The following is an 18,163-nucleotide window of genomic DNA, read 5'->3' as shown; positions in this document are numbered from 1 at the left end:
TGGGCGGGGCGGAAGGACCGTCGTCAGAGTGGACCCTGGATGACATTGAGGTTGAGCCACTTGGAATCGATGTGGCCCATCGGGCCGATGCCGTTGGTGGTGACGTTGCCGAGTACGGCGAGCCATTTCGGGTTGACGTCGAGGTCGATGGACGGATGGCCGCCCCTTGCGCGGTTGCCGGTCACCGTCGCCGACGTGGCCTTGACGACGAGCGCCGGCGGGTCCGAGTCGCCGTGCTGGCGGAACTGGTTGGCGGAGACGACGGCGTCTCCGGGCACGTCGATGTGCGCCGCGGGGTATTCGGCCGCGCCGGTGAGGGTGTTGGCCGAGACGATCGCGCTGACATCGTCCGAAGCGAGGACGAACGCCGTGTGGCGGCCGATGAGGTACGAGATCCGGTCGGTGACGACCGAGACGTACGGGCCGATGTGCCCGACTCCGTTGGCCGGGGTGCCGGGGTCCCCGTCGTCGAATCCGGGATCGTTCCCCACCAGCAGGCCGCTCCACCCTTCGTGGCCGTCGTGGTCGACGTCCCCGGGGATCCGCCGGCAGACGTTGCCCTCGACGGCGGTGCGGGCGAAGACGCAGACGTGGATGCCGAGGAGCCGGTCGGTCTCGAAAGGCTCTTCCGGCCCGATCCCCTCGACGGTGTTGGCGTGGACCCGGGACTCCCGGCATGCCAGCAGGGTCACCCCGGTCCTGCGGTGCGGGCTGCCCCCCTCCTCGTCCTGGTCGAACTCGGTGGTGAGGCCGGAGACCGTGTTGGAGCCGACGAGCGCGTGGGCCGCGCCGACGACGCGGATGCCGTAGGTACCGTCGTCCGCGGCCCAGGTGTTCGAGGCGACGTCGCGCACGGTGTTGCCGACGATCACGGCCTCGGCGAGCCTGCCGCGCTCCGTGACCACGATTCCCCCGTCGGCGGCTCCGTCGATCGTGTTGTGCGAGACGTGGAGGTCGCCGGTGGGCACCCGGACGCGCACGCCCACGCCCTGGATCCGGCTGATGTGGTTGCCCGAGACACGGGTGGTGCCGCGCAGTACGCCGGACACGCCGGCTCGTACGACGATCCCGTCCCCGGAGCCGGTCTCCGGGTCCGGGTGGCCGGCGATCGTGTTGTCCCGGACTGTGTATCCGCTCGCCCCGATCGCGACGCCGACGCCCTTGCTCTGCACGTGGTTGTCGGCGATGTCGAAGGAGGCCCAGGGGGCGACGGCGCCGACGAACCTGAGCCCCGCGCCCTGTGCGAAGAGCACCTGGTTGCCGCGGACGGTGTTGCCGAGCAGGTGGGCCGCGCTGCCGGCGAACTGCACGCCCGACCACCAGCACATCAGCAGGTTGCCGCTGATCTCCAGATCGGCCGTCAGCAGGTGTGCCCTGAGCGCGCCTCCCTCCTCGCCCTCCTCGCCCTCGTCGTCGAGGTGCTCACGGGACTCGATGCCGATGCGCCCCACCAGCTCGCAGTCCTGGATGCGGGTCCGCAGCGACACGCCGGACAGCTGGACCGCCGGGCCCTGGCCGCTGCCCTCCCCGCCGCCGGCGATCAGCACGCTGAGCCGCCGGACGGCGACCTCGGCCGTGACGGCGATCTGGATCCCCGGCCGCTGACTGCTGGAGATCAGCGCGAAGTCCTCCAGCGTGACGAAGGCCGAGAGGCTGATGTCGAAGCCGCCCCGCTCGCCGATGAGCAGGGTGGCGGGGCCCTGCCCGCGCACCCGAACCGACCGTGCCCCCCGCATGCGTACGGGCTCCTCGCCGAGGTGGTAGACGCCCTGCGCGAGACAGACCGTGCCGCCGCGTTCGGAGACGGAGTCCACCGCGGCCTGCACGGTCATGACACCACTGGCGTGCGACTCGGGGGTGACACAGACCGTGCAGTCGCCGCAGTGCCCGTCGGCCGGCCACAGGGTGCGGCAGTCGTGTGCCTCGTCGGGGAACGTGACGACGGCCAGGCGGGCGTAGTGGTGGTGGACGCCCAACGGGGGCGCCGCGTCCAGCTTCTCGACGGTGGCCGTGGCGGTGCGCGCGGTGAAGATCCAGTGGTCGCCGCTGCGGAAGACACCGCCGGGGGCGTCGAGCGTCACGGTGACGCCGTGTTCCAGGACGACGGCCACGCCCCCGGCCTGCACCTTGATGACCCCGGCGGACTCGTCGGCGTCGAGGTCCTCGAGCACGGTGCCGTCCGCGCTCCTGATCGTGCCCGTGTTGTCCCAGCGGCGGATCACCAGGTTCCGCCGCAGCTCCTCCTCGGTCGTCGCGGTCAGCTCGGCCGGGAGCGGTGGGCTGATGGTGATCGTTCCGTCGCCGTGCACCTCGGTGATCCGGCGCATGTGGCCGGGCCGCTCGTCGAGTTCCTGTTGGTCGTCGAGGATCTCCACCCAGTCGTTCTCGCGCAGCCCGAGCACCGTGTCCCGGCCCAGGTGCTCGGGCCGCAGCCGGTCCTGCGCCAGGACCTCGGCGACCCGCATGGCGACCGAGCCGTTGTCGCGGGACCACTTGAACGTGGCGGTGCCGGCGGGTCCCCCGTCGTGGATCTGCACCCGGTAGGTCTGGTTCTCGAGCCCGCGGTAGTCACCGGTGGGCGGCAGCGCGCACGGGTTGTCGGGTGCGGCCACGGGGATCGCACCGGTGGTGAGCCGGCCGGCGGAGGGGGCGATGAGCTCGGCCCAGCCGGGGATGTCCTCCTCCTTGGTGCCGCAGTGGACGCCGGGCGTGTCGGGCTCGTGCACGCGCACCCGCCACACGGTCTGGGTACGGGCGGTGGTGTCGACGCCCACGGCCTCCTCGACCAGGTCCGGCGCCTGGAGCGGGGTGACCTCGCGCTGCCACACGTCCAGATACACCACATGGGTGCCGGTTTCGGGCAGCGGCGTCGGGGCCGTCCAGTACGGCTGATTCCCGTACGGGGTGTCCTGCGTGCGTACCGGGCCGGCGAGCAGCGGGTCGAAGGCGAGCTCGTCGCCCGTGCCGTGGTTCTCCGCCGGCAGGCCGTCGACGTACATGCGGCCGCGGCCGATGGTGAGGCCGCCGGCCGCGCTGGTGATCCGGAAGGCGTCCGGTGTCGTTCGCGGCACGGCGGCGACGCCGGTGAATCCCTCCGAGATCCCGGGGCTGCCGAGATCGGCGGCGGCGGCACGCAGCCGGCGGTCGACGATCGCCGCGAACTCGTTCCAGTCGGAGTCGAGCAGCAGTCGGCCCTGCTGCATGACGACGCCGGAGTGGTCGCGCAGCGCGTCGAACCGCACGCGGCTCAGATCGGCTCCCATCGGGAGGCCTCCTTGCTCAGGTCGCGTAGAAGAAGCCCGCTTCGAGGCCGAAGCGGAGGTACTCGTCGAGCCGCAGCAGGAGATCGCTCTCCCGCCGCGGGGTGAACAGCAGATGGGTCGCGCCCATCTCGCTCTCGTCGTCGGCACCGCGCCGGATCGTGTCCGGCGTGGTGGTGCCGAGCTGGGCGTACGCGGGGTCGCCGAAACGGAGCGAGGTGAAGCGCGGGCGGGTGGCGCGTCGCGTGCCCGGCGGGTCGGCGGGGTCCGGGCGGCACCGGTAGCGGCGTCCCGTGCGCGAGTCCTCCGGCACGTAGGAGAAGCGCAGGCAGCCCTTCTGCCTGCGCCGCGCCCACACGGCGGCCTCCCGGGCATCGCCCGGAGCGAGTTCGGCGACGAGCAGCGAGTTGGACGCGTGGAGTTCGGAGGCGTGGATGCCTCCGATGACGGTGCACTCGTGCAGGTGGAGGCCGCCGCCCGGTTCGCTGCCCGCGCCCACCGCCTGCGCGGCCGCGTCGGGAACGGTGCGCATGCTGCCGTCGGCGGGTGCGGGACGTCCGCAGTAGGCGACCGCCGTCGGGGCGGAGGCGTCGACGACGCAGTCGGTGAGCGTGATGTCGGCGCCTTCGACGGCGACGATCGGTCCGAGGACGCATCGGGTCAGCCGCACCGTGGCGAAGGGGTCGAGGACGAGCAGGGAGGCGCGCTCGGGGTGGACCGGCCGGCCGTCGGCGGTCCGGCTCTGGCCCGGGACGAGGGTGCAGTCGCGCAGTTCGATCGTGCGGTTGCCCCCGTCGCCCTGCTCCTCCAGGACGACGGGTCCGCCGGCGACCAGGAGCCCGTCGAGGACGACCTCGGTGCGCGGGCCCATCGCGAGGCGCAGGCAGTCCGGGGCCACGAGCGTGGGGCGGGTGGCGTCGTCGGCGCGTACCCACACGGTGGTGTCCGGCAGGCCGGTCCCGGCCGTGGTGGTGCGCACCGTGTGCAGGTCGTCGTACCGGTCGGAGTCGGCGATGCGCAGCGTCCCGCCGTCGGCGAGCCCGTCGAGGACGGCCTGCTGCGCCTCGCCGTCGGCGACCCTGCGGTGCGGGAGGGGAGTCACCTCCTCGCCGCGCGCCGACCCCCGGGCACCCACCGGCACGGCGAGACCGTAGTGGTGGGTGGCGACCGGCTTGGTCGTCTCCGGGACGGCCGTGCCGAAGAACACCCGCCCCAGGACGGGGTCGATCGCGACCTTGCCCGCGGCGGGCTCGTGCGCCCACGTCCCAGCGCCGCCGGGCAGGTCCGACAGGTCGCAGACGGTGATCTCGGAGGGCGGGACGGGGGTGAACCGCCATGCTCCGGCCGTATCGCGTACGCCGCGCGAGAGCAGCAGGCTGCCTTCGCTCCCGTAATACGCGTCGAGGCGGTCGCTCAGCCGGCGGCGGTCCAGTGGCAGGGGGACGTCCTCGGGCTCGGCGAGGTGGGTGATCTCCTCCTCGGTGCGGGGCCTGCCGAAGAGCCGGGAGTCGCTGCCCAGCGTGTCGAAACGGTAGCGGCGTCGGTCGCCTTCGGCGTGGGGGGTGAGCGGTGCCCGGTCGAGGCGTACGGCCTCGGTGCGCCAGAGGAAGATGCCGACGTTCGGGATGCCGTACCGTCCGGGGCGTCGCGGTGCGGGAGTGCCGATGGCGCGTACGTCGGCCGTGTGGAGGAGGTCGTCGAAGGCGCCGTTCATGCGGGTGCCCCAGGACAGCGCCTCCCGATCGCGCATGCTGGGGGTGACGCGCGCGTGCGGCCGGGTGTGGTTCATGTACTGGGTGGTCACGAGGCGTTCGAAGAACTCGACGGCACGGGCCGGCCAGCCGGTGACGTCCCTCGCGAGCTGCTCCAGCGCGGCGGCCGTGCCCTTGCGGCGCCGGTACGCGATGGTGTGGGCCACCTCGGCGCGCGGCGAGCGGACCTTGTCCGCCACACCGTGCAGCATCCGGTAGCCGATGAGATCACCGATGTACGGCGCCACCCAGGGGGCGCAGGTCTCGATGAACTGGTCGTCGTAGAGCTGCTCGAGATCTTCTTCCAGGACGTCGATCTGGGTGGCGATTACGTCGACGAGTTCACGCAGCGCTCCGCCCCGCTCCGCGTCGCGCAGCCGGTACACCGCGGGCAGCAGGGCGTACAGCCGGTCGGCGGCGGCGGAGGGCTTGGGACGGGGTGTGGTCATGGCAGCTCCTGCAGCCGGTCGAAGGGGGCTTCGGCGAGGGCGAGCAACTCGGCCGCGACCGCCCGGCCGCGTCCGTCGACGGACGCCCCGGCGGCGATGAGACGGCTCTCCATGCCCGGTCTGTCGCGGTACAGCAGGTCCAGGTCGACGGCGACGACGCCCGGCACGCTCGCCGCGACGGCCACCACCTGCGAGCGGTGCACCGGTGTGGCGATTCCGCGGACCAGCGGCGCGTACGCGGCACGCAGCGCGGTCTCGACGGCGGCGAGCACGGCCTTCGCCTCGCGAGCGGGATCCACCCGCACCCCGAGCCCCAGCCGGAACCGCGTCTGACGGGCCGACAGGACCTCGACGCGGGCCAGGGGGTCCCCGTACCGGCCCATGGCCGCCGCGAGATGCGCGACGGTGACGGCGGGGGCCGCGCCGCCGTCGGGGCCGCAGACGCTGACGACGATCGTCCGCCCGGTCCGCAGCGGCAGCACCTCGGCCCGGGCGAGTGAGATTCCGGAGAAGGCGAGGGCGAAGTCGGCGTAGTCGCGGAGCGACACGGCACGGCCGAGGGTACGGGTGGCGAGCGGCGTCGACTCCCGGGCGTGCCGTCCGTCCTCGGGGTCGACGCCGCCCTCGGCGGCGACCGGGTTGGTGGCGGCCTTGACGCCGAGCGGCCGGTCCATGAGCTGGGACAGCCGGTCGGCCGGCAGGTTCCCGGCGAGGCCGGCGCCCTTGCGGTAGGTCGCGCGGACGTTGTGCGATCCCGAGGGGAGCCGGGCTCCGCGCAGTCCGTCCCCGAAGGCCACCACGACGGAGCCGTCGGGTTCGTCTCGGGTGGTGAACACCCGGTCGTCGGCCTTCGCCCCGTACAGGGTGGGCAGTTCGCGCCAGGCTACCTCGTCGGCCCGGACGGTGAGCGTGGAGGCGAAGCCCTCCGGGGTCTCGTTTCGGACGTGCGTGAGCGGGCTGTGCAGCAACGGCATGGTCTGGAAGGCGCGACGGGCGTCGCCGTCGCCGAGGACCTGCTGCACCGTCTCACCGTGGGTGGCCTTCACGACGTTCCCGAACAGCACCGCGGTCGCGCGTCGGTAGCGGGCCTCGGGAGCCTCGGTCAAGGTGACCCGTGTCCGGGCGCCCTCGGCCTCGGCGGACTCCAGGACGACGACCTCGGCCGTCTGTTCCCCGGCTTCGTCGTCGAGCCGGCCGGACAGGATGAGCCGGCGCCCCGGGAGCATGGCCGTGGCGTCGCCGTCGACGAGGAACTCGAGACCGCTCAACGGATCGGCATCCGGCGCCTCGACGACGGTGAGCGGTTCGGACACGGCGAAGACGGTCACGTCGCGCGGCGTCTTGAACTCGTGGTCGTCGCCCCGGTTCCTGTCCGAGCGCTGCTCACCCTGGAGGGTCAGTCGGGTGACGGGGCCCGAGACCGCGAACGCCTCCCGGGAGAATTCCGTCCGGTCCACCACCTTGAAGAGTTCGCGGTAGAAGTCGGTTTCGTCGTCGACGTGTTCCTGGGACAGGACCACCCAGGACCCGACCACGACGTCCGGATGCGGTCCGTCGAGGTCGACGACGAAGTCCTCCCCGAACTCGGAGAACTCGGTGACCGCCTCGAACTCCGGCCAGTCCGGGTCGGTCACCGATCCTGTGTGGGCCTCCACGTACCCGGTGCGGAACTCCTGGTTCATGCCCAGCCACACCGGCGCGTTGTGGCCGAACACCCGGGCCCGCTTGCGCAGTACGAAGGAGGCCGGCTTCTCAGCCGGTGCGTTGTACGGGGTGTCCGAGCCGAGCCCCCGGTCCCAGTGGACGTACGTGCGCTTGTGGTCCGGGTCCGGCACGACGTCGGTCACCAGCCGGACGTCCCACTTGTCGCGGGCGAGATCCTCGCCCGCGAAGAGGATCGCGTCGCCGCGCCGGACGGGGAGCGGGTCGCCGGCGAACCAGGCGTCGACACGGCCCTTGACCGGCGGATGAGGCTTGGTGCGGGTGACCGGAAGGGCGTTCCACTCGGGGCGCGCGCCGAGCTCCTCCACCGTCTCGAACATCTGCGGCCGTTCGCCGGGTCCGGGCACGCTCTGCACCCTGAGGCCGCGGGGCAGTTCGACGACCGTGGGCGGCTGCGGCGGGGTCAGGCCGGGGTCGGGGGGAAGCCCGGTCGGCGGCCCGGTCGGCGGGGGCTTCTCCAGGGAGAAGGCGAGGTGGGTCTCCGCGGCGACACCGGGTGCGAGCCGGTAGGCCACGAGCCGGCCGAGTTCCTGGAGGGAGACGCGCTCCGTGGCGGTGCGCAGGTACGACTCGTTGGCGAGGCGCTCGTTGTAGAAGGTCAGGACGTCGCAGACCACCGCCCAGGCGTCGACCAGGGCGATCGTCGGATCGCCGGGGTCGCGGGTGAGCAGCCGGGACAGCCTCGGCCGGCTCGCGTCCGTGAGGGCGGTGACCATGCTCGACCGGAAGTCGCCGTGGACGCCGCTGCGGTAGGCGATCTCGGGCAGTCCGGGCCGGTTGCCGAGGATGCCGGGGGTGCGCGCGGAGGTGCCCGAGCAGCAGCCGCACGTCCCGGCATCCGCTTCGAGGACGGTGTCGTTCACCGGCCGCCTCCCAGGGTGAGATCGAGCACGCCGCGCTCGGGGAAGTTGGGGTCGTTGTCCAGCCGGGCGATCTCCAGCCGGCCCATCTCCAGGACGCCGCTCTCGAGGCCGCTGGTCTCCGGTCTGCGCTGCCGCTGGAAGGTGTGGACGTCCACCGACTCCACTCCGGGCACGGCGTGCACCTCCGCGAGGACCGTGGACAGGTGCACCGGCTGGCCGAAGGTGAGCCGGTCCGGGTGGAACAGCCCGCGCCCGCCACCCGGCAGGGTGGAGTCGCCGAGCCGGGCGAGCACCGCCGCCCCGACGTCGGACCGCAGATGGGCAGGCTCCACACACACGTGCAGTCCGATCTCCAGGGGTACGAACACGGGGCCGTCCACCTCGAGGTCGTAGCCGGCCAGCCGGAACCGCTCCAGCCGGGCGCGCAGGTCCCGCTCGAACTCCGCGTCGACGGGCCTGCCGCCCCGGCGGTCCGCGGTGACGAACACGGTGTGCCAGGATCCGGTCCAACGGAAGGTCGCCGCCGCGCGCTGCACGGCGCCGACGCGTTCGGTGACCTCGGTCCAGTCGGCCTCGGTGACCGCACGCTCCTGCACGGCGAAGGCCCGGGGGGCGTCGCGGCGGATCTCCTCCGCGGACTCGGGGTCGGTCCCGCCCGCGGCGGGCAGCGGATTGAGCACCCATACGACGGCGCCGACGTCCGTCACGACATGGGTGATCGACTGCGCGCCCACATTGCCCACGCGCCCGTTCCCCACCCGGTAGCGGGCGAAGAACCGGGTGTCCTCCTTGGGCCGCGCCCCGTGGTCGTCGTCCCCGAAGCGCAGCCGTGCCGTTCCGTCGTGCTCGGCCTCGACGGTGAACTCGGGCGCCGCGGCCGGGCTGTCCAGCAGATCGGGGCGCACCTCCCAGTCCCGGCGGTTCGCGCCCAGCTCCCCGACCAGCTCGATCGCCGGACGCGCCTCACGGGGGCGCGACGCGGGGACGGCCGACGCGGGCGGCGGCAGCTCCGACACCTGCAGTTCGTCCTGCGCAAGGACGACACGCAGCACGGTCGCGCCGTCACTGATCGACCAGAGCGGGTCGGCGCCCCGGACGGTGACCGTCCCCTCCAGCCGCCGCCCGTGGGAACCCAGCAGGGTCCGCAACTCCCCGTCGTAGGTGAGTGACGTGAGTTCGGCCAGCAGCGCGGGAGTGGCGGCCTGCCGGAAGAGGACGGCCGGGGGCCGCGCGACGGCGTGCGTGAGCGGTCCCCGGGCGAGCGTCGGGCGGTAGCGCACCGGTACCGGGCCGGGCGGGGTGGCGCCACCGGCGCCCGGCCGGCCCACCCTGACCAGGCGCGGCCCCGGGACCGCGCCGAGCGGCTCGCCGGGCTCCTGCGCATCGGGCACGGTCTGCCCGTGGTCCGCGAGGACGACGTTGCCCCAGGCCCGGGCGGTCTCCAGGCCGCCCTCGACGACACCGAGACACAGCGGGAACGGCAGGGCGTCCTCCTCGTGCCAGCCGATCTCGGTCACGGGCAGCGGATCGGCGGTCTGCGGATCCTCGAACAGCCCGCCCACCGGGTCCTCGGCATCCCGGACGTCGACGAGCCGGACCGCCCACCGCCGGGTCGGGTCGGCGTCGACGGCTTTCCCTGTGGTGGGCGACACGGTCTCGGCCAGGACCAGCACGTCTCCGGCCCGCAGGTAAGGGTGGGCCCCGCGCAGCGTCGCCGACGTGGCACCCTTCGGCAGGCAGCAGCCCTGGTCGCCCCAGGTGTGGAAGCGCATCTCGGTCAGGTCGCGGTGCACGAAGGCCGGTTCCACCGTCTCGAAGACGACGGGCCGGGCCGCCAGCGCGGTCCGGTGCTCCTGCGACTTCGGCTTCACCTTCGGTCCCACGCCCGGCACGCTCGTGAGCAGCTGGGTGCCGGCGGGCAGCGTCACCTCCGTGCCGCCGTTGACGCCGATCCGCACCCAGACGCGGGCGTTGCACCCCTCGTGGACGCGGTAGTCGACGAGCCGGGCGTGCCGGCGCAGGGAGATCCGGCTGCGGGCGGTGCCGAGGAAGGCCTCGGTGGCCACGGCGTCCTGGCGGTAGGACAGTTCGTCGGCCACGTACGCCATCAGCTCGACGAGGGCCGTGCCGACGTCCGCCGGGTTGCGTTCGGTCCACTCGGGTGCGAGCAGCGAGATCCGGTCCAGCATCAGCCGGCGGAACCCCTGGAAGTCCTTGGCGAGGTAGTCGATCGCGGGGGCGCTCGGCACCGCGGGCGGGCAGGCTTCGGCGGGGGCGCAGTCGAAGTCGCTCGGGCACTCCACCTTGAACGCGAACTCGGCCTCGGCGAGCAGGGGGTCGAAGCCGGCGGGCGGCAGGTCCGACTCACGGTTCATCACGAGCCGCAGCCGGTATGTGGAGAAGTCCCCGCGGTCCGCGGTGCTGACGACGAGCACGTGGTCGGGCGCCGCGATGCCGACGAGCAGATCGGGCGGAACCATGGGACTGTCACCCGGAGCCGCCCAGTTGACCTCCACCGTCGGGATGCTCTCGCCGCCGTCGATGACCACGTTGCCCCGGTCGAGCATGTCGGGGACGGGCCGTACCAGCCGGACGTACAGAACGCGCTGGCGCAGCTCCTCGGAGGAGGCGGCGGTGTCGAGGACCTCCACGTACTCGATGCCGTTGAGGTCGCTGAGGGCGCCCGCCTGCTGGAGCGCGAGCAGGCGGTGCGGCTTGCGACAGGGGAAGCGGGTCATGGGCGGCCGCCGGGGACACGGAAGGCGGCGACGTCACGGGTGCGGGTCCGCAGCACCACGTACGAGACGGTGACCACCAGGGCGGAGTCGACGGCCGCCACCTCGACCCGGTCGGCGGTCAGCACGTGGCCGAGGTGCCGCTCCAGGGCGGTCTGGACGAGGTACTGCGTGGTGGCCGCCGCCTCGGGGCCGCCCGGTTCGAAGACCAGCTCCAGCAGCCCGGCGCCGAAGTCGGGCCGCATCACGCGTTCTCCGGGCGAGGTGAGCAGCAGCTGTTCGATCATGTCGCGCACGTGCTCGTCCGGATCGGTCGTCGCCGTGCGGCCGTTTCCGCCGATGTCGTAGGGGTGATCGATGGTCATGCGGTGTCCCTCACGAGGCGATCGCCCGGGTCTGGGCGGTCAGCGGGTTGAGTGGGGTGCCGGTGGGGGTGCAGAGCGACGTGCCGGACTGCAGTGCCACGGGTGTGCCCCCCGCGAGCACCCGTACGGAGCCGACGAGCCACTGGGCGGTGACACACGGCGGGGTGGGGCTGCCGGTGAGCCCGCAGGCGGCGACCACGTACGGGGTGGCGATCGTGACGACCGGCTGGCCGGTGACCGTCACACGGGGGAAGGGCGTGGTCGGCGTCGCCTGTCCGGCGTGGGTGCACAGGACGGTGGCGCCGAGGTGGAGGATCGGTCCGGGCATCGTCACACCACCGTCAGCGCGCCGAGGTTGATGTCGGTGGTCGGTCCCGTGAGCGAGATCGTCGCGCCCTTGCCGTTGCTGATGACGATGCCGACGTCGCTGACCGAGATCATCGCGCCGGTCGCGGTGGTGATCAGGATTCCTCCCGTCGGACCCGGTGCGTCACTGATCACCAGGCCGTTCTTCAGCGTCGTCTGCAGGGTGATGCCGGCGACGCCGGGCGGCACCGTGTGGGACAGCAGCGGGACCTCGGCCGGGCTGCCCCAGTAGCCGCCCACCCACACCGGGTGGTCGGCGTCGCCGTGTTCGTACTCGATCCAGACGCCGGAGCCGAGGGGCGGCACGGTGAAGACGCCGGTGTTGATGCCGGCGAGGGGCAGGCAGGGCATGGCCCACGAGGACACACTCGGCGACACGTCGGGGACGAGGGCCTGGATCCGGCCCAGCCGCAGCGGGTCGACGTTGTTGACGACGGTGCCCCGGTACTTGCCGAGGTAGCCGGTCACGGCGGGGGTCTGGGTCTGGGTCATACGGGCACCACCGGGACGGTCGCCACGACGCCGTTGCGGGCGAGCGAGAACGTCTGGGTGTACGAGCCGCGCTTGATGTCGTGCGTGACGCGCGTGACGTAGTAGAGGCCGTCGAAGGCGGTACCCGCCCCGCGTACCCCCACCAGCCTGCGGGAGCGCAGGACATGGCCGTACTTCGCGACGTCGAGGGTGCCGGTCCCGAACACGGCGTCGGAGTGCTGGGCGGCGTAGCCGATGCCCTTCATCACCGCGGCGAGCGGGTTGAGGTTGGCGGTGTCGGTCATGCGGTGCAGCTTCGGCGGCAGCGGGGGGATCAGGCCCAGGGGCGGCCGGATCGGGGCCACGTCGGGGATGGGCAGGTTCAGCGGGGCCTTGCTCGTGCGTTCCTGGATCGCGACGATGGGAAGCTCCCTCTTCTCCTTGTCGAAGGTGAAGTTGAGGGTGGCGACGTTGTCGTGGGCGGCGTCGAGACCGGCGTTGAGCGCGGGCTGCGGCACTCCCAGACGGATCTCCGGCCCCCAGTAGGCCTTGCTCACCCCCGGCACCGGTCCGGGTTCGATGTAGAAGACGTGGCCGACCTCCTTGGCGAGGGCCGTGACGTAGGCGTAGTCGGTGCCCTGGTGCGTGGGGATGCGGTCGACGGGGATGGGCACGTCCTCCAGCAGGCTCGGGATCACCACGGGCGCGCAGCCCAGTGCCGCGTACTTCGCCAGCACGGTGAGGGTGCGCAGTGCCGGCGACATCGCCGGGTAGGGCAGACCGTCGAAAGGCACCAGGTCCATGACGTAGGTGAGGTCCTTGCCCTTCACATGGAGCACCGACGTGGGGCCGGCCGCCGACATGTCCTGATGGGTGACCACACCGTCGACGAGCACCTCGGTGACACCGCGGACCGTGACCGCGACGACGCAGCGGAACACCGGCACGGTGACGGGGAAGAACGCCTGGACCGGGGAGTCCTTGGGGACCGAGAAGGTCAGCTCGAACCCGCTCTGCGCGTCGCCTGTGCCGCTCTCGACCTTCAGGCCGGTCAGCGCGTCGAGGACGAAACGGGGCGCGGGCACGGGGACGGCCGGGCCGAGGAACAACTGGAGCCGGACGGGGCCGGGGGGCAGGTCACGCATCGGCGGATCCGGGCACGCCCTCGGGCAGGGTGATCCGCAACCGGTGTCCCGGCGGAAGCATCATCCGCGCCGGGTCGATCACGCCGTTGGCGTCGGCCAGCCGCCACCACAGCTCCGGGTCGCCCAGCAGGCCGGCGGCGACCAGGTCCCGGCGGTCGCCCTCCTCGGTCGCGTACTCGTGGAGCAGCGCGAAGCGTTCCTGGGGCGGGCAGAGCCGGCGGCGGAAGTACGGGACGGGCGGCGCGGGTTCCTCGCCGGGGCCGGGCGGTCGGACATGGGCCGTGACGCCGACGTCGGCGTAACGGCTGGTCGGCGGCAGGGAGATCGTGGGCACGGCACCGGCCGCGAGGAGCGCCTGGAGCACGTCGGGCACTCAGATCACCTCCAGTCCGAGCGCGGAGAGAGCCGCCGAACCGGCGCGCGCGGCCAGCGCCTCCTTGTTGCGCAGGTGGCTCATGAACAGCGCCCCGCCGCGGTGGCCGAAGCCGAGGTCGTCGACGGACAGCACGCGCATGCCGAGGGTGACCTTGGCCCGGATCGGGTTGAGTGAGGCGTCGAAGGCCTCCTCGGCGATCGAGAGTTCGGTGACGCGTACCGGGACGACGCGCTGCCGGCTCCACACGAACAGCGTCAGCGGCGTCTCCACGGGCAGGACCTCGAGCACGCCCCTGGCGGCCAGGGCGTCGTTGTCCACGAGGGCGGTGGCCCTGGGGTTCAGCAGCAACTCCAGGGCGGCGAGCTGCGGATGGATGCCGAACTCGACCGCTGTGGGGTTGTCACCCGGGAACTCGAGCCGGTCCGTGGCGTCGATCTCCGCCTCCAGGCGCAGCGTCTCGACGGCGACGCCCTTCAGTCGCAGCGCCTGGCCGGCGTCGCCGCCCGCGGCCTGCACGGAGACCGTGCGGGTCAGAGCGTCCGGGTTGTACTGGAGGGCGATCGTCCGCAGGGGCCGGCCGGTGGTCACATCGACCTGGACGATGCCCCCCTTGACGACACGGGGCGAGATCATCGCGTACCTCCCAGGGCCGACCAGAGGGCCGTGGCGGCCTGCGCCCCGAGCGCGGCGGGGCTGGGCGCGGGGGCGCGCGAGACCGGGGGACGCACGACGTGGACTGCGAGGCCGGTGAGGGCGGCCGGGTCGGCGGCGCCCGCGAGGGCGCCGAGCGTCCGCTCCAGGCCTGCCACCACGGAGGTGGCCTGAGCCGGCGTCAGGCCGCGCACGACGACCTCGTCGACGACGATCCGGACGCGTGGCCCGCCCCCGGTCATCGCGCGTCCCCGGTGCCGCGGAGGAAGTCGCCGAGGGTCAGCGTGCCGGAGGACCGCCCTGCCCCGGCCGACGGGGATCCCTCGGCTTCCCGCGCTACCGGCGCGTTCGGGGCCGGGGGCACCGCACGGATCTCGACCCTGCCGATGCTGATGGTGACGGCGGGGGCCGGATCCTCACCGGCGGTGAGGGACGCGGGCTCGGCGGAACGCGGGAGCACGGGCGTCGGCACCGGCACGGGACGCGCGACGGGCACCGCGGGAGCCTCCACGAGACGCCGCGTCGGCCGCGCCGTCTCGTGCTCGGGCGCCACGGGACGGGGACGCGGCCGAGGCTCGCGTCGCTCCAGCCCGTCGGGGGCGGCCGGCGAGCCGCCGCTGTGCACCGGGGGCGGCAGTGCGCCCGGTGCCTCGATCGGTGCGACGACGGTCTCGACGGGGGCGATGGCGGGGGTGTCGGGGCGCCGCCGGGGCGGCAGGGAGTCCCGCCGAGCGTCGCTCCGGCCCGCGTCGGTGGATCCTCCGCGCCCCGGGGGATCCGCGGCCGGCGAGGGGAGAGGATCGCCCTCGACGACGGGCCGGGCGGCCGCGGGCGGGGCCTGCTGCGGTGTGGCGGGGACGGGGACGGGGCGGTGGTCCTGGGCGAGCCGGGCCGTCCCCGTACCCCGGCCGGACGCTCCGCCGTCCCGCGCCGGGACAGCGGCCGCGCTCCCCGCGTCCTCGGGTACGCCGTCCTCGACGGACGGCCCGAGGTGTTCCCCGGAGAGCGGCTCGGCAGCGAGGCGGGGCGGCAGAAGCGGAACGGTGGTGGGAAGTTGGCGGTGTCCGGCGGCCCGGGCGGCGAGCCTGTGCAGCAGATCGGTCATGGCAGTTCCCCCGTGAGGATGCGGACGTAGCTCGCCCTTCGCGGCTCGCTCAGCGCGAGGACCTCGCGCTCGGACCAGCCGTACGAGCGGGCGAGCGCGTCGACGTCGAGCAGCAGCTGCCGCCCCCGGCACTCGACCTCGGCCCACGCGAACGCGGCCACGTCGAGATCGGCGGTGAACTCCAGCTCGCAGTCGGGACAGCGCAGATCGACCAGCAGGTCCGCCAGTGGATCGGCGGCCGCCATGGCATCGGTCAACGCCTCGCGCACCGCACCGGGCAGATCGGCACCGCGGGCCGAGGCCTTGGCGCTCTCCTCGTGCCGCAGGCTCAGGACGCAGCGCTCCAGGAGCAGCGCCGCACCCAGGTCCGGGTCGTCCGCGCCGGGCTGCTCGGCGACCGCCTGAAGATCCCGGTACGAGGGACAGCGCCAGACCACTTCGTACCCGCCGTGCAGCAGAGGTGCGGGGCAGTCGACGATCTTGTCCTCCAGGCCGAGCAGCGCTTCGGCCGACGCCGCGAACTCCACCGTCCCGCGGCACCCCGGGCAGCTGACCGTGGCCGCCATCCGCGCGCCTGCCAGTGCCTGGTGAAGACGCAACAGAAGTGCGGTGACGCGGCCGACGGGCCGATCGGCCGGCGGGAGGGAATCGGCACTGTCGTCGACCGCGGCGGCCAGGGCGAGGGCACGCTCCTCCCGGGACGCGTCCCGGCACTCGTCCCACAGCCCCAACACCTCTCCCGAGAGCAGTGCGCGCACAGCCACCCCTACGGCTCCACGAAGGACGGCTCTTGCGGCTCGACCACGTCGACGTCGCGTTCCCAGCCTTCGTTCTCGAGCTTGAGCGTCTGAATCGCCACGGCATTGGCGTTGGCGTCGAGTTCGGGCAGGGACTGGAACTCCGAGACCCAGGCGCGGAAGACCTTGTAGGCAAGCACCAGCTGCCCCGCCTCGTTGTACAGCTCGATGATCAGGTCCTTGCGGAAGTCCTTGAGGGAGACCTCCGCGCCGAGTCCGGAGCCGAAGTTCCACACCTTGTTGGCCCACTGCTCGAACTCGAGGTCGTGGGTGACACCGCGGGTGAGGGTGATCGCCTCGTACTTCGTGCGGCCCGGCGACTTGCGGGCGGTGGACGGGTCCGCGCCGTCGCGGTGCTCGACGATCTCGGTGGTGCGCTTGAGGGGGCTCACCTTGCTGACGCCGGCCACGTAGCGGCCGTCCCACTTCACCCGGAACTTGAAGTTCTTGTACGGGTCGAAGCGCTGGGCGTTCACACGGAACTGTGCCATGGGGTCGACTCCTAGGCGGGGATCTGGCCGGCGATCTGCTGCAGCCGGAGGACGACGAATTCGGCGGGCTTGAGCGGGGCGAAGCCGACGAGGATGTTGACGACACCGAGGTTGATGTCGGTCTGCGTGGTGGTCGTCGCATCGCACTTGACGAAGTACGCGTCCCGAGGGGTCTTGCCCTGGAAGGCGCCCTGGCGGAACAGGTTGTTGAGGAAGGCACCGATGTTCAGGCGGAGTTGGGCCCACAGCGGCTCGTCGTTCGGCTCGAACACCGCCCACTGGATGCCGCGGAACAGGCTCTCCTCGATGAACAGGGCGGTCCGGCGCACCGGCAGGTACTTCCACTCCGAGGCGATCCGGTCGGCGCCGTTGCGGGTGCGGGCGCCCCAGACCACATGTCCGACAGACGGTGCCACCCGGAGGCAGTTCACGGCGAGGGGATTGAGCAGACCGATCTCGAGGTCGGTCATCGAGACGGCCAGTTCGGTGACACCGGCCAAGGTGGCGTCGAGTCCGGCCGGCGCCTTCCACACGCCTCGGTCCGCGTCGGTCCGGGCGATGAGACCGGCGACGGCCCCGGAGGGTGCGAAACGCATCGTCTGGTTGTCGCGGAGCGGATCCGGCTGCATGACCCGGGGGAAGTAGACGGAGGCGTTCCGGCTGCTGGTGAACGTGGCCGCGATCGCGCCGCTCGTGGCCGCAGACACCGTGTTCCAGCCCGAGGGCGGGTCGAGCACCACGACGGCACGGCGCGTCCCGGCGTACCTGACGGCCTCGTCGACGACCGCGGTGTCGACGTCGCGATCGCCGAGTTCACCGGCGCCCGCGTAGGGCGGGATGACGAGCAGGTTGAAGAGATCGGCCTGCTCCAGGGCGTACAGACCCTTCTTGTCCGCCTTGAAGTTGGCGCCGGTGGTGATGTCCGCGGCGGAGATCGCCCCGCCGTCGCCTCCATTGGTGGCACCGGCTTCCACCGTGGGGTCGGACTGCGGGTTACTGGGGAGTGATCCATCGACCCTGACGAGCGTGGATTCGGCCGCGAGAACGATGTCCACCCGGCGGGCGGCGCCCGCCGTGATGGACACGTTGCGAAAGACCTCCGTGACGCCCGTCCCCTGGTCGACGACGGTCAGGTTGAACAGGTTCGGGTCTGTCGTGCCATCGCTGTTCGGTCGGACATCCTTGTCCAGCTTCACCTTGAGCTGCGCACCCCAGCTGCCGGGCGAGGCCGCCTTGAGCTTCAGCAGCCGATTGCCCGTACCGAGAGTGATGCTCGCGGTGTCGTTGGCGGCACCGGCGTGGACCCGTACGACGAGGGCGGTCCCGCCGCCCTGCTGGAAGAAGTCACGTACGGAGTAGCCCAGATGGCTCTCCAACCACAGGCCGCCGAACGCTCGCTCGAAGTCGGCGAAGGACGTCAGTGTCACCGGTTTGTGGAGCGGGCCGCGCAGGGCCCGGCCGACGAAGGCCGCAATCGAGGTAGGGACACCGGTGATCGTGCGCACGCCGCTCGACAGCTCTTCCACGTACACGCCGGGGTAGGACAATTGCACCGGCATCTGCTTTCCCTCCGCCAAGTCGTCTGGTGCCCATGGCTTATCCCGAGCGCGTCACCG

15 protein-coding genes are annotated in these 18,163 nt (G+C 72.6%); all 15 read right to left on the bottom strand.

The genetic code is table 11. The features are described 5' to 3' along the window. Nucleotides 1-23 precede the first annotated feature (23 nt). From ACGFMM_RS00490 to ACGFMM_RS00420, 15 genes are read right to left on the bottom strand one after another with little or no spacing between them, the layout of a single operon-like run. Nucleotides 24-3,263, bottom strand: coding sequence for a DUF6519 domain-containing protein (locus ACGFMM_RS00490; RefSeq protein ID WP_393641724.1), 3,240 nt, complete (start codon nucleotides 3,261-3,263; stop codon nucleotides 24-26). 16 nt (nucleotides 3,264-3,279) lie between these two features. Further along, nucleotides 3,280-5,460, bottom strand: coding sequence for a hypothetical protein (locus ACGFMM_RS00485; protein WP_393641722.1), 2,181 nt, complete (start codon nucleotides 5,458-5,460; stop codon nucleotides 3,280-3,282). Further along, complete coding sequence (locus tag ACGFMM_RS00480) at nucleotides 5,457-8,045, bottom strand: baseplate J/gp47 family protein (protein WP_393641721.1); 2,589 nt, start codon at nucleotides 8,043-8,045, stop codon at nucleotides 5,457-5,459. The genes ACGFMM_RS00485 and ACGFMM_RS00480 overlap by 4 nt, the downstream gene beginning before the upstream one ends. Further along, a complete protein-coding gene (locus ACGFMM_RS00475; RefSeq protein WP_393641719.1) occupies nucleotides 8,042-10,783 on the bottom strand; it encodes a putative baseplate assembly protein in 2,742 nt (913 codons plus the stop codon). The genes ACGFMM_RS00480 and ACGFMM_RS00475 overlap by 4 nt, the downstream gene beginning before the upstream one ends. Beyond that, complete coding sequence (locus ACGFMM_RS00470) at nucleotides 10,780-11,145, bottom strand: GPW/gp25 family protein (protein ID WP_393641717.1); 366 nt, start codon at nucleotides 11,143-11,145, stop codon at nucleotides 10,780-10,782. The genes ACGFMM_RS00475 and ACGFMM_RS00470 overlap by 4 nt, the downstream gene beginning before the upstream one ends. Nucleotides 11,146-11,155: 10 nt before the next feature. Then, nucleotides 11,156-11,473 (bottom strand): hypothetical protein, encoded by a 318-nt coding sequence (locus ACGFMM_RS00465; protein WP_393641715.1) that lies wholly within the window; start codon nucleotides 11,471-11,473, stop codon nucleotides 11,156-11,158. 2 nt (nucleotides 11,474-11,475) lie between these two features. Then, nucleotides 11,476-12,003: a phage baseplate assembly protein V gene (locus ACGFMM_RS00460; protein ID WP_393641713.1), complete on the bottom strand. Its 528-nt coding sequence runs from the start codon at nucleotides 12,001-12,003 to the stop codon at nucleotides 11,476-11,478. Next, nucleotides 12,000-13,127, bottom strand: a complete 1,128-nt coding sequence (locus tag ACGFMM_RS00455; RefSeq protein WP_393641711.1) for a hypothetical protein — start codon at nucleotides 13,125-13,127, stop codon at nucleotides 12,000-12,002. The genes ACGFMM_RS00460 and ACGFMM_RS00455 overlap by 4 nt, the downstream gene beginning before the upstream one ends. Then, the gene (locus ACGFMM_RS00450) at nucleotides 13,120-13,500 is read right to left on the bottom strand and encodes a LysM domain-containing protein (RefSeq protein WP_393641709.1); all 381 of its coding nucleotides are present in this window, start codon (nucleotides 13,498-13,500) and stop codon (nucleotides 13,120-13,122) included. Before ACGFMM_RS00450 ends, ACGFMM_RS00455 begins: the two co-directional genes overlap by 8 nt. Continuing rightward, entirely contained in the window at nucleotides 13,501-14,136 is a 636-nt protein-coding gene (locus ACGFMM_RS00445) for a hypothetical protein (protein ID WP_393641707.1), read from the bottom strand. After that, nucleotides 14,133-14,396 (bottom strand): hypothetical protein, encoded by a 264-nt coding sequence (locus ACGFMM_RS00440; protein WP_393641705.1) that lies wholly within the window; start codon nucleotides 14,394-14,396, stop codon nucleotides 14,133-14,135. The genes ACGFMM_RS00445 and ACGFMM_RS00440 overlap by 4 nt, the downstream gene beginning before the upstream one ends. Continuing rightward, the gene (locus ACGFMM_RS00435; RefSeq protein ID WP_393641703.1) at nucleotides 14,393-15,259 is read right to left on the bottom strand and encodes a hypothetical protein; all 867 of its coding nucleotides are present in this window, start codon (nucleotides 15,257-15,259) and stop codon (nucleotides 14,393-14,395) included. The genes ACGFMM_RS00440 and ACGFMM_RS00435 overlap by 4 nt, the downstream gene beginning before the upstream one ends. Then, on the bottom strand, nucleotides 15,256-16,023 hold the full coding sequence (locus ACGFMM_RS00430) for a hypothetical protein (protein ID WP_393641701.1): 768 nt from the start codon (nucleotides 16,021-16,023) through the stop codon (nucleotides 15,256-15,258). The genes ACGFMM_RS00435 and ACGFMM_RS00430 overlap by 4 nt, the downstream gene beginning before the upstream one ends. Before the next feature lie 2 nt (nucleotides 16,024-16,025). Beyond that, on the bottom strand, nucleotides 16,026-16,547 hold the full coding sequence (locus ACGFMM_RS00425) for a phage tail protein (RefSeq protein ID WP_393641699.1): 522 nt from the start codon (nucleotides 16,545-16,547) through the stop codon (nucleotides 16,026-16,028). Between the two features lie 11 nt (nucleotides 16,548-16,558). Beyond that, nucleotides 16,559-18,106, bottom strand: coding sequence for a phage tail sheath family protein (locus ACGFMM_RS00420; protein ID WP_393641697.1), 1,548 nt, complete (start codon nucleotides 18,104-18,106; stop codon nucleotides 16,559-16,561). Between the last annotated feature and the right edge of the window lie 57 nt (nucleotides 18,107-18,163).

This window comes from Streptomyces sp. NPDC048604 (assembly GCF_043199435.1).
In the GTDB taxonomy this organism is placed as follows: Bacteria; Actinomycetota; Actinomycetes; order Streptomycetales; family Streptomycetaceae; genus Streptomyces.
This window is presented reverse-complemented; position numbering and strand designations above follow the sequence as displayed.